Genomic DNA, 13,444 nt, shown 5'->3' with positions numbered 1-13,444 from the left:
CGCACCGGAGAACGAAATGGCAGACCAGAACAACGCCCGAAGCGAGCGCCTGTTGAAGTGGCTGCAGGACGCCTACGCCATGGAGCAGGAGGCGGAGACCATGATGAAGGCCATGGCTTCGCGGATCCAGAACTATCCCCACCTCGCTGCACGGATCGCCCAGCACGTCCAGGAGACGCAGGGGCAGGCCGCCTCGCTGCGCCAGTGCATTGAAGCGCTTGGAGGAAGCGTGCCGACCGCCAAGGGACTGTTCGCCAGCATGACTGCGGCTCTCCATGCGGCCGGCACAAGCCTGATGGAAGACGAGGTGGTCAAGAGCGTAGGGCTCTCGTTCGGCTTCGAAAACACCGAGATCGCCACCTACCGGGCGCTGGTGATTGCTGCCGAGCGTGCCGCAGCGCCGGACATCGCCGCGGTCTGTGGCCAGATCCTGCAGGAAGAGATCGCCATGGCGCGCTGGCTGGAAGACCACCAGGACGGCCTGGTCGGTGCGTTCCTCAATCGCGACGAAACGCCGGGCGCGCAAGCCAAGCGCTGACCCCGAAGCCAGCACAGCCAGCCATTGGAGAAACCCCATGTTCTTTCATCACAAGAAGCTGATGTACACCGTGCGCGTGCGCGAATCCAACCCGCAGCTCGCCGGCCTCATGCTTGAACAGTTCGGCGGCCCGCAGGGCGAGCTTGCTGCCGCCATGCGTTACTTCACCCAGGGACTTGGCGAATGCGATCCGGGCCGCAAGGACCTGCTGATGGATATCGCCACCGAAGAGATCAGCCATCTGGAGATCATCGGCACCATCATCGCCATGCTCAACCGCGGGCCGAAGGCCATTCAGTCCGAAGGGCTTGCCGAGGCCGAGGATATGCGGCTGCTGGGGCAGAACAGCACCAGCCATACCGAGCAGATCCTGTACGGTGGCGGGCCGGCGCTGGTCAATTCCAGCGGGGTGCCGTGGACAGCGGCCTACATCGACTCGATCGGGGAACCTACCGCCGATCTGCGCTCGAACATCGCTGCGGAAGCGCGCGCCAAGCTGGTGTATGAGCGCCTGATCAACGTCACCGACGACCCCGGCATCAAGGATGCGCTGCGTTTCCTGATGACGCGCGAGATCGCGCACATGAAGTCATTCGAGAAGGCGCTGCACAGCATCCAGCCCAACTTCCCGCCGGGCAAGCTGCCGGGGGACCCTGCGTTCACCGATCTGTACATGGACATGTCGCAGGGCGACGGCGCCGACGACCTGCAGGGCAGCTGGAACAGCGGCGAGCTATGGGAGCGGGTCAGCGACCGCGAGGCACAGACCGCTGTGGATGGTGGCGACGGCGGCGGCACGGTGGACCTGGACGCGCGCGAACAAGCGGCAGTGCAGACCATGGCCCTGCGTACACTCTCCGACCCGGAAGCGCGGCCGACCACCGGGGCCGAGCTGGGGGCCGGCCCGGGCGCGGGAGCACTGGACCTGCCACCACGCGAGCCGTGAAAGGGCTGGGGCGCCCATCTGCGGCGCCCCAGTGGCGAAGCCCTTGATCAGCGTCAAGGCGTACGAAAGTGGGCGGACATCACGTCCGCCCACGAAGCGGTGCATCTGCCTTCAGCCGCGATCAGCGCTGCTGGCCACCGCGGTTGTTGCCGCCGCCGCGTTCCTGCTGTTGCTGCCCGCCGCCCTGGTTACCGCCCTGGTTTCCACCCCCGCGGCTGTTCTGGCCGCCTTCGCGGCCGATGTCCGCCATGTGCTGGCGATCCTGGCTCACCGCTTCGCCGCCCTTGCGGCCGGCTTCACGTGCTTCTTCCGAGCTGAATTCATGGGCGTTGCCTGATTCGTGCGCGGCACGTCCACCCTTGGCGGCGATCTCGCGCTGCTTGTCCTCGTCCATCGAAGCGAAACCGCGGTTGCTGTTGCCCTGGTTCTGGTTCTGGTTGGCCATGGAAAGTCTCCCTGGGTTGAGCCGCCCGACTGGCGGCAGGGACCATCTTCCAGATCCGGCGCTAGACGGCGGTGGCATGACCGCCAACGTGGCGTCATCCGGAAGCCCACGATTCCTCATCCGGTCTCCACGAAACGTGGTGCACGCGCGTGTGCGCCGCAGGCGCGCCCGCCGCGCTCGATCACGTGTCAAAGCAATGCGGCGGGCCCGCGCCTCAACTCGACGCAGCCTCTACGCCGGCCTCACTGCACATACGACCCGCGTCGCTAAGGTAGAGCTGTCTGCGACAACCGGTGGTGCCATGCCTTTTCGTGCGATTGCCTATGTGAGTGAAGCGTCCCCAAGCCTGACCGAAGAGCGGCTGCAACGGCTTGTGGCCGAAGCGGTGCAGTTCAACGAATCCGTCGATGTCACCGGCACGTTGCTGTTCGACGGCTCGCGCTTCCTGCAGTATCTGGAGGGCCCGGAGGCCGGGATCAATGCGGCGTACACGCGCATTCTCGCGGCCGGCAGCCACAGTGGGATCGTCGAGCTGAACCGGGGCAGGGTGGGGCGGCGGCAGTTTCCGCACTGGCGAATGCGCAGCGTGCGGGTGGATGAGCTCGCGCTGGGAAAGATCGCCATCTCTGATTGGACCGGCTTCGTGCGCAGCGCCTCGGCGCTCGACTCCGGAAACAGCGCACTGGATCGTCTGCTGTCGGTCTCGCAGTTGCACACGGATGCAGGTGCGGGAGAGACCCTGGAACCGTACGGGCAGTTGGTACGATGACGGTGGCGGCCGCCCCGCGTGCATCCGCTCCACTGCGTGTCGGCTGTGCGGGCTGGTCGCTGCCGCGCGCGGCTCAGGAAGCGTTCGGCGCGGGCGACAGCGCGCTGCAGCGCTACGCCACACGCCTGCCGATGGTGGAGATCAACTCATCCTTCTATCGACCGCACCAGGCCAGGACCTATGCGCGATGGGCGGCGAGCGTGCCGGAGGGCTTCCGGTTCGCGGTGAAACTGCCGCGAGAGATCAGCCATGAGCGTCGGCTGCGCGACGCAATGCAACCGCTCGAGCGGTTCCTTGAAGGCGTGCTGGAGCTGGGTGAAAAGCTCGGGCCGTTACTGCTGCAGTTGCCGCCGAGCCTGGTGTACGACACGGCCGCGGCCAGAGCATTCCTGCGGGGCCTGCGCGCGCGCACCCGGGCCGATGTGGCGTGCGAGCCGCGCCACCCGAGTTGGTTCACGCCGGAAGTGGATGCGCTTCTGAGCGCGCATGGCGTGGCACGGGTTGCCGCGGATCCGGCACGTGTGCCGGCGGCAGCGACGCCCGGCGGTGACCGCGCGTGGAGCTACTGGCGCTGGCACGGCCAGCCACAGATCTATCGCAGTGCCTACGACGAACCCACCCTTGCCCACCTTGCGCGGCAGCTGCTGGCCGAGGCCGACGCGAAACGACCCGCCTGGTTCGTACTGGACAACACCGCACTGGGTCACGCCACCGGCAACGCCCTGCACCTGCAGGCGCTGCTGCAGGAGAAGGAACATGCCTGAAGGCCCTTCGATCGTCCTGCTGCGCAAAGCAGCGAGCCACTTCAAGGGGCGCGTGGTCCGCGCCGTCTCCGGGAACAGCCGGGTCGACCTGTCGCCGCTGCAGGGCAGAAGGGTCAAGGCGGTCCGCAGTTGGGGCAAGCACTTCCTGCTGGAATTCAGCCGCCACACACTGCGCATCCATCTGATGATGTTCGGCAGCTGGCGCATCGACGAACGGAAGCCAACCCCGCCGCGTGTATCCCTGCTGTTCGACAATGGCGAGCTGAACTTCTATGCGTGTTCCGTGCGGCTGATCGACGAGCCGTTGGACGAGGTCTACGACTGGCGCGCGGACGTGATGAACGATGCATGGGATCCGAAGCTGGCCCGGCGCAAGCTGAAGGCAATGCCGGACGTCATGGTTTGCGATGCGCTTCTGGACCAGACGGTCTTTGCCGGCGTGGGCAACATCATCAAGAACGAGGTGCTGTTCCGTATAGGCGTGCACCCCGCCACGCGGCTGGGCGACCTGCCACCGCGCAGGCTCACCGCGCTGATCACGCAGGCCCGCGCCTACAGCTTTGATTTCCTGCAGTGGAAGCGCCGTTTCGAGTTGAAGAAGCACTGGCAGGTACACACGCGCAGGATCTGCCCGGCATGCGGCGGCCCGATCAGCAAGCTTTACATGGGCACCACCCGGCGGCGCACGTTCTTCTGCCCGAACGACCAGGTGCTGTACGAACCCTGAGGCCGCCGTCCATGGCGGCCGGCTTCGGGGCGCGTCGATCAGGCGGCTTGGGCCGCCTTGGCATTGCCGCCGCCCTTGGCCAGCAGGGTGAGCTTCTCGTCGGTGGCCTTCTCTTCCTCAAGCGTCTCCAGCAGCAGCGGCAGGGCGTCCTTGTAGCCCAGCTGCTTGGCCAGCGCGGCGATGGTGCCGTAGGACGCGATCTCGTAATGCTCGACCTTCTGCGCGCCGCCGATCAGGGCGGCATCGCGCACAGGGCCCTTGTCGATGCTCTCGATCACTTCCTTGCCTTCCTCCACCAGACCTTCCATCGCCGCGCACTTGATACGCTTCAGCCGGATGCCGAGAACCTCCACCACCTGGTCGATGCGCTCGATCTGGCCCTGGGTTTCTTCCAGGTGCGTTTCAAATGCTGTGGCCAGGTCAGGGTTCTCGGCCGCACGGGCCAGGCGCGGGAGGGCCTTGGTCAGCTGCTTTTCGGCGCTGTAGATATCCGAGAGTTCGTGGATGAACAGGTCTTCCGCTGTCTTGATAGCCATGCTGGGCTCCGCTGTGAGTGGAGCGCTCAGCGTAGGTCCCGCCCGGTTGCGATCAGGCGGGGGCCAGGTGAAGGCGGCATGTGAACGCCAACGCGAACCCTGCGCGTTGTCTTCACGAGGTGGCGTCCGTCGCCCGCCTGCCGCAGTGCCGATAACGGCAGGCCTTCGCCATCGCTTCACGGTGGCATCGCCTGGTGCCCATGGGCCGGCCGGTACGGTCACTTCACGCCCGATCACGCGTGGAGACTCCCATGAGCGATGACAAGAAGAACACCGGCAGCCCGGACCGGGATCGCATCAACGTCAACGAAGACTATGAACTGCAGTACTGGACCACGACGCTGGGTGTGTCAGCCGAGGAACTTCGGGCCGCGGTCGCCGAGGTCGGGCCCACCGCCGCTGCTGTACGCAAGCACCTGGGAAAGTAGCGCGGAGCTGCCATGTCACTGGTCGAGTACCGCCGCAAGCGTCGTTTTGACCAGACCAGGGAGCCCGAACCGGGCAAGGCGCTGCCAAAAGGCCAACGCGCCATTTTCGTGGTGCAGTTGCATCATGCCAGCCGCAGGCACTACGACTTCCGTCTGCAGGTGGGTGACGCCCTGAAGAGCTGGGCCGTTCCCAAGGGCCCCAGCTACGACCCGAAGGTCAAGCGCATGGCGGTGGAGGTGGAGGATCATCCCGTCGACTACGCAGCATTTGAAGGCGAGATTCCCAAAGGCCAGTATGGCGGCGGACATGTCGCCCAGTTCGACCACGGTGTGTGGGCCACGCAGGGCGACCCGGAAGCCCAGCTCGCCAAGGGCCATTTACGCTTCGAGCTCTTCGGCGCCAAGCTCAAGGGTGGATGGCATCTGGTCCGTTCCGGCAAGCCTGCGCGCCAGCCACAGTGGCTGCTGTTCAAGGATGACGATGAATTTGCCAGCGATATCGAGGCAGACGATCTGCTCGCGGATGTTGCTGTAGCGCCCCCGGAGGACCTGAAGCGTGCCGGAGCCGGAAAGACCGCGAAGAAGAAGCTCACGGTCGTATCCCCCACACGCACCCGACGAAAGAACTGGGCGAAGAAGGCCCTGGCGCTCGGCAAGGCGAGAAGGGCGGCGGCGCCGTCCGGGCCGTTTGAGCCGCAGTTGGCCAAGCTGGGCGACGCGCCGCCCCAGGGCGGGCAGTGGGTGCATGAGATCAAATGGGATGGATACCGCATCCTTGCTACGGTGGCTGAGGGCAACGTGCAGCTGTGGTCGCGGAACGCACTGGAATGGACCGGCAAGCTGCCTGAAATACGTGACGCGATCGCGGCACTGGGCCTCACCTCGGCGGCACTGGACGGTGAGCTCATCGCCGGCGCCGGCACCAAGGAAGACTTCAACCTGCTGCAGGCCACGCTCTCCGGCGAGCGGCAGGGCGTCCTGACGTATGCATTGTTCGATCTGCTGCATCTTGATGGCGTGGACATCGCCGATGCGCCCTTGCTGGAACGCAAAGCCCTGCTGCACTCCGTGCTGGAGGGGCAGGGCAGGCCATTGGCGTTCAGTTCGCATGTGCAGGGGGATGGCGACGAGGCCTATCGCCTGGCCGGTGAGCAGCACTTCGAAGGCATCATTTCCAAGCGCGCCGATCGCAGCTACCACAGCGGCCGCAGTGAGGATTGGCGAAAGACCAAACAGCTGGCCAGCGACGAGTTCGCGGTGGTCGGATACACCGCGCCGAAAGGCAGCCGCACCGGGTTCGGCTCGCTGCTGCTGGCGCGGCCAGACCCGAAACATGGCTGGCTCTACGTCGGCCGCGTCGGGTCCGGGTTCTCGGACGAACTGATCGGCGAAGTCAGCAAGCGCATCGAAGGCGGCGGCGGCCGCAAGCCGACGGCGCACGTGCCCACCCAGGACACCGACCTTCGCGCCGCGACCTGGTTCGCACCGCGTTTCGTGGTGGAGGTCTTCTATCGCGGGATTGGCGGGCAGAAGCTGTTGCGCCAGGCATCGCTGAAGGCGGTACGGGCGGACAAGGACATCGCCGATCTCGAAGATTCTGATCGCTCCGGGCCGGCCATGCCCTCTGGTGGACAGCCCGCATCCAGGCGTCCTGCGCGCGATACGAAAAAGTCACCCGCTACCGGCCGCACACCGCCCGCGCTTTCGTCCCCCGGCAAGATCCTGTTTCCTGGCGATGGCTACACCAAGCAGGAGGTATGGGACTACTACTCAGCAGTGATGGAGCACCTCCTGCCCGAGGTGGTTGATCGTCCGCTGTCGATCATCCGATGCCCCAGTGGCACCGCAAAGCCCTGCTTCTTCCAGAAACACCACACAGCCGGGCTGGAACTGGTCGATCCGGTAAGGCTGAAGGAGGAAAGCGGCATCAACGCCCATTACCTGGTGGTGCGTGACGCGGCCAGCCTGCTTGAACTGGTGCAGTTCAACGCGTTGGAGTTCCACCCTTGGGGCAGCCACGCCGAAGCGCCCGACAAGGCCGACCGGGTGGTGTTCGATCTGGATCCAGGACCGGACGTACCCTTTGCAGAGGTCAAGAAGGCGGCAACCGACATCCGTAAACTGCTCGCGCAGCTGCAGCTGGAATCGTTCCTGCGTGTCTCCGGCGGCAAGGGCCTGCACGTGGTGGTGCCGCTCAACCCGGGATGCGACTGGGACCTGACCAAGCGCTTTGCGAAGGGCTTCGCCGATGCGCTGGCGCAATCCGAGCCCCAGCGATTCCTGGCAACGGCCACCAAAAGCCTCCGCAACAAGCGGATCTTCGTCGACTACCTGCGCAACGGGCGCGGTGCCACGGCAGTCGCGTCCTACTCGCTGCGGGCGCGGCCGGGCGCACCGGTCGCGTTGCCGATCGCCTGGGGCGATCTGGCGAAACTCAAGCGCGCAGACGCGTTCACGATCAAGGACGTGCCAGCAAAGCTCAAGCGGCGGCGCAAAGACCCCTGGGCCGGCATTGGGAAAGTGAAGCAGAATCTGGCGCGCTGGGCGCAGGCAGACCCGTAGCCCGCGCCTACGCGTCGGATCCCTGCGCGCTGCCGGGCAGGACATGATCGCATTCGACCAGCCGCGCGTTGCTGACCGTCTGGCGCGAAGGACAAGCGCCGCACACCAGCGTCGTTCCACCGGGCACCGCCCCCAACGCGTCCCCCGACAACTGTGTAATCCCGCCGCAGGTGTTGCAGCGCACGCGAATGGACCTGACGCGCTCAATACCCTGCACGCCGGAAACAGCGTCCAGCTCCAGAACATGGAAAAGGCCGGTATTGGGCATGGGGCGCTCCCGAGTCATCTGGCCCAAGCGTAAACGATCCACGGCATGGGCGGTGTAGGCGTCCTGCATGCCGTTTGTCAGCTGGAACCCAACTGATTCACAAAATGCACATGATGGGAACAACTGCGGGGCGCAGGTGGCCTATCCTACGGCCACGGAATCTGGGGGGATTCGCTACAGGAGCAGTTAATGCCGATCAGGGCAGTCGCATACGTCAGCGAAGCGGGCCCAGCCGTTGCTGGTGATCCGTTCGGCCTGGGCAGCGGAAAGCTCGACGATCTGGTCGATGATGCCGCCCGCTTCAACCGCAGTGCCGGCGTCACCGGCGTCCTGCTGTTCGACGGCAGCCGCTTCCTGCAGTACATGGAGGGGCCCGAAGACGGCTTGAGGGTGGCGTATTCGCGGGTGGTGGGCGCCTCCAGCCATACCGGGCTCATCGAGTTGCAGCGCGGCAGGGTGGGCAACCGGCGGCTCCCGTTCTGGCCGATGCGCTGGCTGCCCACCCAACCCGAGCAGTTGAAGCTTCTTGCCCGCGCGGACTGGTCAGGGTTCGCCCAGCACAGCGGTGACGATGCGCCAACCGAGACGGCGATGGATATCCTGGCCAGGTTGGTGGAACCCTACGCGGTCGCGGCGTGATCCACCGGCCTAGCGGCCTCCATAGCGCGCCGCGCATGGAATCTCTCCGCTGCACGCGTTGAGGTGCCCGGTGCGCATCACGCAATACAGCCGGGCCTCCGGGTCTGCACTGGCAGCAATGTAGTCCAGTGCCTCGGCAAGCATGCGGACGAACTGCTGCTCGGGGTAGAACGCTGCCCAGGTTGGCAGCAGTTCGTCCAGTTGCGCGATCATCAGATCGATTTCCAGGTGCGTGCTCACTGCCTGATCCTCCTTCCAGGCACGTTAGCGACCACGCTGCAAGCAGAGAGTTGCGGTGCGCAGAGGCGACACAGGCGTGTTGCCCACGCAGTGCTCACCTTGTCTTGACCATGGCGTTGATCGTCGCAGCGCGTGAGCATCATCTGCACGGCCGCGCCACCATCGTTTCACCCGGCAAGGCGTATCAGAGAGGCCTCCCAGCTGAAGCTGCAAGGATCCCTTTCATGTCCGAACCGTTCCCGCGCGCCAGCTTATGGTCAGCTGACACCGAGTCGCATTGCTTCCGCCCCCTTGCCGGCACGACGCGCGCGGACGTGCTGGTGGTGGGCGCCGGCATGACCGGCCTGCTGACAGCGGCCCGCCTGGCGGATAGCGGCCTGGATGTGCTGGTGGTCGATGCAGGGCCCATCGGCGGGCGCAATACGGTGATGTCCACGGGCAATCTTTACGCGCCCGTCTCCCGGCTGGCAGAACTGGTCTCGCGCTGGGGCGGCGACACGGCCAGTCGCATCGTGCAGTGGCGGCAGCAGGCGCTGCGCGCCATCGAGACGCTGGTTCATCGCTACGATCTGCGTTGCGGCTTCGAACGCGTGGCCATGCAATACGGCATGCAGGAGCGCACGCGCGAGGTGACGACGCGATTCGAGCGTGAACTTCAGGCCTATCAGCGCGTAGGCCTGCAGTGCGAACACCAGCAGTCCGGGCTGCCATTCGCATTGGGCCACGCGTTCCGTGTTCCCGATCAGGCGCAGTTGGATCCGGCGGCCTTCTGCAGGGAGCTGGCGCGACACCTGGTGGGCCGGGTGCGCATCCACGACTGGACCCAGATCAACAGCATCGAGGCATCAGCAGGCGTTGCCACCGCCCTTGGCGGCCGCATCCATGCCAGGCACTTCGTGCTCGCCACCCACTCGCCGGCAGGGTTCAACCTGGTGCAGGCCGAGATGGAGGTGTACCGCGAGTACGGCGTGGCGGTGCCGGTTGCCAATCCGCCAGCGGCAGGTATTCATTGGATCGCCGATCGGCACCGCTCGCTGCGCGGGGTGCGCGGTACTGATGGCCGCGACTGGCTGGTGCTGGTCGGCGAGACACATCGCACCGGCGAAACCCCGGTGATGGATCCGGCACAGCATCTGGTCGCCGACGCGCGTCGCAACTTCACCGTGCAGGGCGAACCGCTGTGCTGGTCGGCGCAGCAGTTCCGTGCAGCCGACCAGTTGCCCTACATCGGCAGCAGCGCGCACGACAATGTGTGGGTCGCCACCGGCTATGGTCCCGATGGCTTGACCTGGGCGGGCGTGGCCGCTCGTGCGATCACCGAGGGAATCATGGGCACGACCAGCGAGATCGAGAAGCTGCTAAGCCCCATGCGCTTCACGCCAGTGCGCTCGGCGGCCGGCTGGGCCCGTACCAATGGCACGGTTGCACGGCACATGGTGGGAGATCGCCTTGGTGCTGCGCTGTCGCACTCACCCAGCGAGTTAAGCCGTGGCTGTGGCGCACTGCTGGACGTGGATGGAAAGCGGACCGCCGTCTACCGCGATGAGCACGGCCAGCTGCACGCGATGTCGGCGCTGTGCCCACACCTCAAGTGCGTTGTCCAATGGAATGGCCATGAACGCACATGGGATTGCCCATGCCACGGCAGCCGCTTTTCCGCCACCGGGGCGCTGCTGGAAGGCCCCGCCCGGCAGGGCCTCACGCCAGAACCGCTGCAGGCGGAGCAGCCGCTGCAGCGGTGACCCTCAGGCTTCGGCGGCCGCATCCGCCTCGCAGGGCATGCAGCGTTCCTTCTTGGACTTGATGTCTGCAGCGGTCTTCGCCAGTGCCTCGTAACGCTGGCGAATCTCTTCAAGGTGTGCCGGTTCCATCGACTCGAGGTTCAACAACTCCTGGTTGGCGTCCTTGCTGACCCGGATCAGTTCATCCAGCTTGATGTGCAGCGCGGCCGTATCGGCATTCTGCGTATGCTGGATCAGGAACACCATCAGGAAGGTCACGATGGTCGTTCCCGTGTTCACCACCAGTTGCCACGTATCATTGAAGTGGAAGGCCGGCCCGCTGGCGGCCCAGGTGATGATCACCCCCAGCGCCGCGACGAATGCGCCCAGGCTGCCGGACAATCGTGCAGTCGCGGCCGCGACCCGGGCGAAGCCGCGCCGGATCACTCGTCACCTCCCGCGGCCTCCTCATCCGTTCGACGATCTGGCAGCCTGACCCGCTCACCCAGGCGCTTGGCCTGCTCTTCCGGCGTTGGCGCGGCGACGAAGGGGGAGATCGGATCACTGGCAGGGAAGGTTTCCTGCAGCGCTTCGTCATGATTGCGGTGGTTGTGCAGCTTTGCCTGCAGCGGGCTGACAGGATCGGGGCGCTGCGCTTCCGCGTCCGGGTGGGGGAGGTCTTTCTGATCGCGTTGCATGGTGAATCTCCAGGTTGATCACCACCCCTCAGGTGGCGGGCCCAGCATAGGAGTGCGCTGTGACCGGCCCCATCAAGGGCGGGGCAACGTGGCGTCAAACCTTCAGGCAACACGCGTTAACAATCAGCAGGGCAGGGCGCGTAGCGCTCAACGCGACGCCGCCCGGCCATCGCTCCATCCCCTGCACCGGGCGTCTGTAGCCCGTTCGCCGGTCAGACCCTGCTCATATAGCGCTGTGCCGGCTGGGCACGCGAAAGCCCCGGCGCCATCGCCTTGCGTGCGCGCTCGAAGGCGTCCCACTCAGCGATGTCCGGAAGCGCCGGAATGGTCACGCGTTCGCCCTGCGCCAGCCCGGCCAGGGATGCATCCACCATGTCCTCGGCGCTCATCACGATGCCCTGCGGCAGGTGCTCCACCGGGAGGCCGGAGAGGTGCCAGAAGTCTGTTGCGGTAGCCCCCGGCAGCACAACCTGGACGCGCACGCCCTTGTCGGCCAGCTCATGGTGGAGCGACTGCGAAAACGCCAGAACGAACGCCTTGCTTCCCGCGTATACGCCGTTGAGCAGCTCGGGCGCCAATGCGACGATGGAGGCGATGTTGATGATCGTGCCCTGGCCATGGGCCACGAACACCAGGGCGGCGGCGTAGGCCAGGCGCATCGCGGCGTTTACGTTGAGCGTGATCATGCGCTCCATCTCGCCGATGTCCGACTGCAGCAGGGGAGCCGTTGCGCCGATGCCGGCATTGTTGACCAGCAGTCGGATATCCGCTCGGTCTCGAATGACCTTCTCAACTTCGGCAAGCCCGGCGGAGGTAGTCAGGTCCGCCGCGACAATGTCCACTGCGCGGCCGGTGCTGCGGGCGAGTGCTTCGGCCAGTTGGCGCAGGCGGTCGCCGCGTCGCGCAACCAGGATCAGGTCGTGTCCTGCGCGGGCCAGGCGATCGGCATAGATCGCGCCGATGCCGGACGATGCGCCGGTGATGAGAGCGGTGCCTTGAGGGGTAGGGTTGTTCACGGTGGTCAGTCCGAAGCGGCGGGCGTCGCCGGGGTCAGGGCCAAATCTAGGCCGGCTTGTGAATGGCGTAAATGTCGTATATACCTCGTTTACGGCCATCCCTGAAAAACCGCCATGCTCAATGCTGGATTTGTTCTGCCATCCGGGTTCCAGACCATGGCGATCGCGGCTGCGTCCGCCTTCGAACTGGCGAATGCCACCGAAGGCGCGCGCCTTTACGATCTGCACATGCTCTCCGAACAGGGCGGGCTGGTGCCCAGCTCGCTTGGCATGGCCATGCAGACGGCGCCGCTGGCGCAGCAGCCGCTGGATACCTTGATCGTGGCCGGCCTGCTGGAGCCAGCCCCGTCCACCGGCACGCTGATCGAACTGATCCACCAGGGGGCCACGCGCGCGCGCCGGACCGCGTCGGTGTGCACAGGCGCCTTCATTCTTGGCGAGGCGGGGCTGCTGGACGGGCGGCGCGCCACCACGCACTGGTTCCACGCCCGTGCGCTCAAGCAGCGCTTTCCCGCCGCGCAGGTGGAGGAAGATCGCATCTTCATCACCGATGGCCCGATCTGGACTTCCGCCGGCATGAGCGCGGGGCTGGACCTGGCGCTTGGCTTGATCGAGAACGACTTCGGTGCGGAGTTGTCCAGGGCGGTGGCCCGGAAGCTGGTGGTCTACCACCGCCGTGGAGGCGGGCAGTCCCAGCATTCGGTGCTGCTCGAGCTGGATGCCCGGTCCGATCGCATCCAGAATGCGCTGACCTTTGCGCGTGGCAACCTGCGCGCCACCTTGTCGGTTGAAGAACTGGCGCAGGCCGCACATCTCAGCACCCGTCAGTTCAGTCGCGCGTTCCGCGAAGAAACCGGGCAATCCCCTGCGAAGGCGGTGGAGAGCCTGCGCGTGGAGGCCGCTCGCGTGCTGATCGAGCAGAGCCGCTACACGATGGATGAAGTCGCGGCCGAAACGGGCTTCGTTGACACCGAACGCATGCGAAGAGCGTTCCTGCGCGCCTTCGGCCAGCCCCCGCAGTCCCTGCGGCGCAACGCGCGGGGCGGGGCGGACTGAGTTCGTCTTTGCGGGGACCTGTGCGGAGCCGAGCCATGCCCGGCTGCCAATGTCCGACACGAAAGGGCCCGCATGGAGGCCGCACCCTGCA

At 65.9% G+C, this 13,444-nt stretch carries 17 protein-coding genes; 10 read left to right on the top strand and 7 right to left on the bottom strand.

Features of this window, described 5'->3' with window-relative positions:
• The first annotated feature begins 16 nt into the window (after window positions 1-16).
• Window positions 17-538 carry a ferritin-like domain-containing protein gene (locus AC5P99_RS14860; RefSeq protein ID WP_005409697.1) on the top strand — a complete coding sequence of 174 codons (522 nt, stop codon included), beginning with the start codon at window positions 17-19 and terminating at the stop codon, window positions 536-538.
• 37 nt (window positions 539-575) lie between these two features.
• A complete protein-coding gene (locus AC5P99_RS14855; RefSeq protein WP_495213285.1) occupies window positions 576-1,484 on the top strand; it encodes a manganese catalase family protein in 909 nt (302 codons plus the stop codon).
• A 121-nt stretch (window positions 1,485-1,605) separates the two neighbouring features.
• Here AC5P99_RS14855 and AC5P99_RS14850 read toward each other — a convergent pair whose 3' ends face one another.
• On the bottom strand, window positions 1,606-1,929 hold the full coding sequence (locus AC5P99_RS14850; RefSeq protein ID WP_005409695.1) for a KGG domain-containing protein: 324 nt from the start codon (window positions 1,927-1,929) through the stop codon (window positions 1,606-1,608).
• A 301-nt stretch (window positions 1,930-2,230) separates the two neighbouring features.
• On the opposite strand from AC5P99_RS14850, the gene AC5P99_RS14845 reads away from it, so the two are divergent.
• From AC5P99_RS14845 to AC5P99_RS14835, 3 genes are read left to right on the top strand one after another with little or no spacing between them, the layout of a single operon-like run.
• On the top strand, window positions 2,231-2,698 hold the full coding sequence (locus tag AC5P99_RS14845) for a BLUF domain-containing protein (protein ID WP_495213284.1): 468 nt from the start codon (window positions 2,231-2,233) through the stop codon (window positions 2,696-2,698).
• Window positions 2,695-3,462: a DUF72 domain-containing protein gene (locus AC5P99_RS14840; protein ID WP_495213283.1), complete on the top strand. Its 768-nt coding sequence runs from the start codon at window positions 2,695-2,697 to the stop codon at window positions 3,460-3,462. Before AC5P99_RS14845 ends, AC5P99_RS14840 begins: the two co-directional genes overlap by 4 nt.
• Complete coding sequence (locus tag AC5P99_RS14835; protein WP_149501052.1) at window positions 3,455-4,189, top strand: DNA-formamidopyrimidine glycosylase family protein; 735 nt, start codon at window positions 3,455-3,457, stop codon at window positions 4,187-4,189. Before AC5P99_RS14840 ends, AC5P99_RS14835 begins: the two co-directional genes overlap by 8 nt.
• A 38-nt stretch (window positions 4,190-4,227) precedes the next feature.
• On the opposite strand, the gene AC5P99_RS14830 is transcribed toward AC5P99_RS14835, so the two are convergent.
• A complete protein-coding gene (locus AC5P99_RS14830) occupies window positions 4,228-4,725 on the bottom strand; it encodes a YciE/YciF ferroxidase family protein (protein WP_495213282.1) in 498 nt (165 codons plus the stop codon).
• Between the two features lie 251 nt (window positions 4,726-4,976).
• Here AC5P99_RS14830 and AC5P99_RS14825 point away from each other — a divergent pair, with 251 nt between their 5' ends.
• Together AC5P99_RS14825 and ligD are read left to right on the top strand one after the other, a co-directional pair.
• Window positions 4,977-5,153, top strand: coding sequence for a DUF3606 domain-containing protein (locus AC5P99_RS14825; RefSeq protein WP_005409690.1), 177 nt, complete (start codon window positions 4,977-4,979; stop codon window positions 5,151-5,153).
• 12 nt (window positions 5,154-5,165) lie between these two features.
• Window positions 5,166-7,715, top strand: a complete 2,550-nt coding sequence (gene ligD / locus AC5P99_RS14820) for a DNA ligase D (protein ID WP_495213281.1) — start codon at window positions 5,166-5,168, stop codon at window positions 7,713-7,715.
• 7 nt (window positions 7,716-7,722) lie between these two features.
• On the opposite strand, the gene AC5P99_RS14815 is transcribed toward ligD, so the two are convergent.
• Window positions 7,723-7,983: a hypothetical protein gene (locus AC5P99_RS14815; protein ID WP_224482002.1), complete on the bottom strand. Its 261-nt coding sequence runs from the start codon at window positions 7,981-7,983 to the stop codon at window positions 7,723-7,725.
• A gap of 189 nt (window positions 7,984-8,172) precedes the next feature.
• On the opposite strand from AC5P99_RS14815, the gene AC5P99_RS14810 reads away from it, so the two are divergent.
• A complete protein-coding gene (locus tag AC5P99_RS14810; RefSeq protein WP_005409687.1) occupies window positions 8,173-8,622 on the top strand; it encodes a BLUF domain-containing protein in 450 nt (149 codons plus the stop codon).
• A 9-nt stretch (window positions 8,623-8,631) separates the two neighbouring features.
• On the opposite strand, the gene AC5P99_RS14805 is transcribed toward AC5P99_RS14810, so the two are convergent.
• Window positions 8,632-8,862: a hypothetical protein gene (locus AC5P99_RS14805; RefSeq protein ID WP_024956843.1), complete on the bottom strand. Its 231-nt coding sequence runs from the start codon at window positions 8,860-8,862 to the stop codon at window positions 8,632-8,634.
• Between the two features lie 224 nt (window positions 8,863-9,086).
• Between AC5P99_RS14805 and AC5P99_RS14800 the strand changes: the two genes are divergently transcribed.
• Window positions 9,087-10,604 (top strand): FAD-dependent oxidoreductase, encoded by a 1,518-nt coding sequence (locus AC5P99_RS14800; protein ID WP_495213314.1) that lies wholly within the window; start codon window positions 9,087-9,089, stop codon window positions 10,602-10,604.
• A 3-nt stretch (window positions 10,605-10,607) separates the two neighbouring features.
• On the opposite strand, the gene AC5P99_RS14795 is transcribed toward AC5P99_RS14800, so the two are convergent.
• From AC5P99_RS14795 to AC5P99_RS14785, 3 genes are all read right to left on the bottom strand, one after another.
• Window positions 10,608-11,030 (bottom strand): low affinity iron permease family protein, encoded by a 423-nt coding sequence (locus AC5P99_RS14795; RefSeq protein WP_005409684.1) that lies wholly within the window; start codon window positions 11,028-11,030, stop codon window positions 10,608-10,610.
• Window positions 11,027-11,281 carry a hypothetical protein gene (locus tag AC5P99_RS14790; RefSeq protein WP_005409683.1) on the bottom strand — a complete coding sequence of 85 codons (255 nt, stop codon included), beginning with the start codon at window positions 11,279-11,281 and terminating at the stop codon, window positions 11,027-11,029. Before AC5P99_RS14790 ends, AC5P99_RS14795 begins: the two co-directional genes overlap by 4 nt.
• A 212-nt stretch (window positions 11,282-11,493) precedes the next feature.
• Window positions 11,494-12,525 (bottom strand): SDR family NAD(P)-dependent oxidoreductase, encoded by a 1,032-nt coding sequence (locus AC5P99_RS14785; RefSeq protein WP_495213280.1) that lies wholly within the window; start codon window positions 12,523-12,525, stop codon window positions 11,494-11,496.
• On the opposite strand from AC5P99_RS14785, the gene AC5P99_RS14780 reads away from it, so the two are divergent.
• Window positions 12,526-13,353, top strand: a complete 828-nt coding sequence (locus tag AC5P99_RS14780) for a GlxA family transcriptional regulator (protein ID WP_495213279.1) — start codon at window positions 12,526-12,528, stop codon at window positions 13,351-13,353.
• Window positions 13,354-13,444: the final 91 nt, after the last annotated feature.

The organism is Stenotrophomonas sp. YJH_SMC_80 (assembly GCF_059372495.1).
The sequence above is the reverse complement of the archived record's forward strand: the minus strand, read 5'-3'. Positions and strand labels throughout refer to the sequence as shown.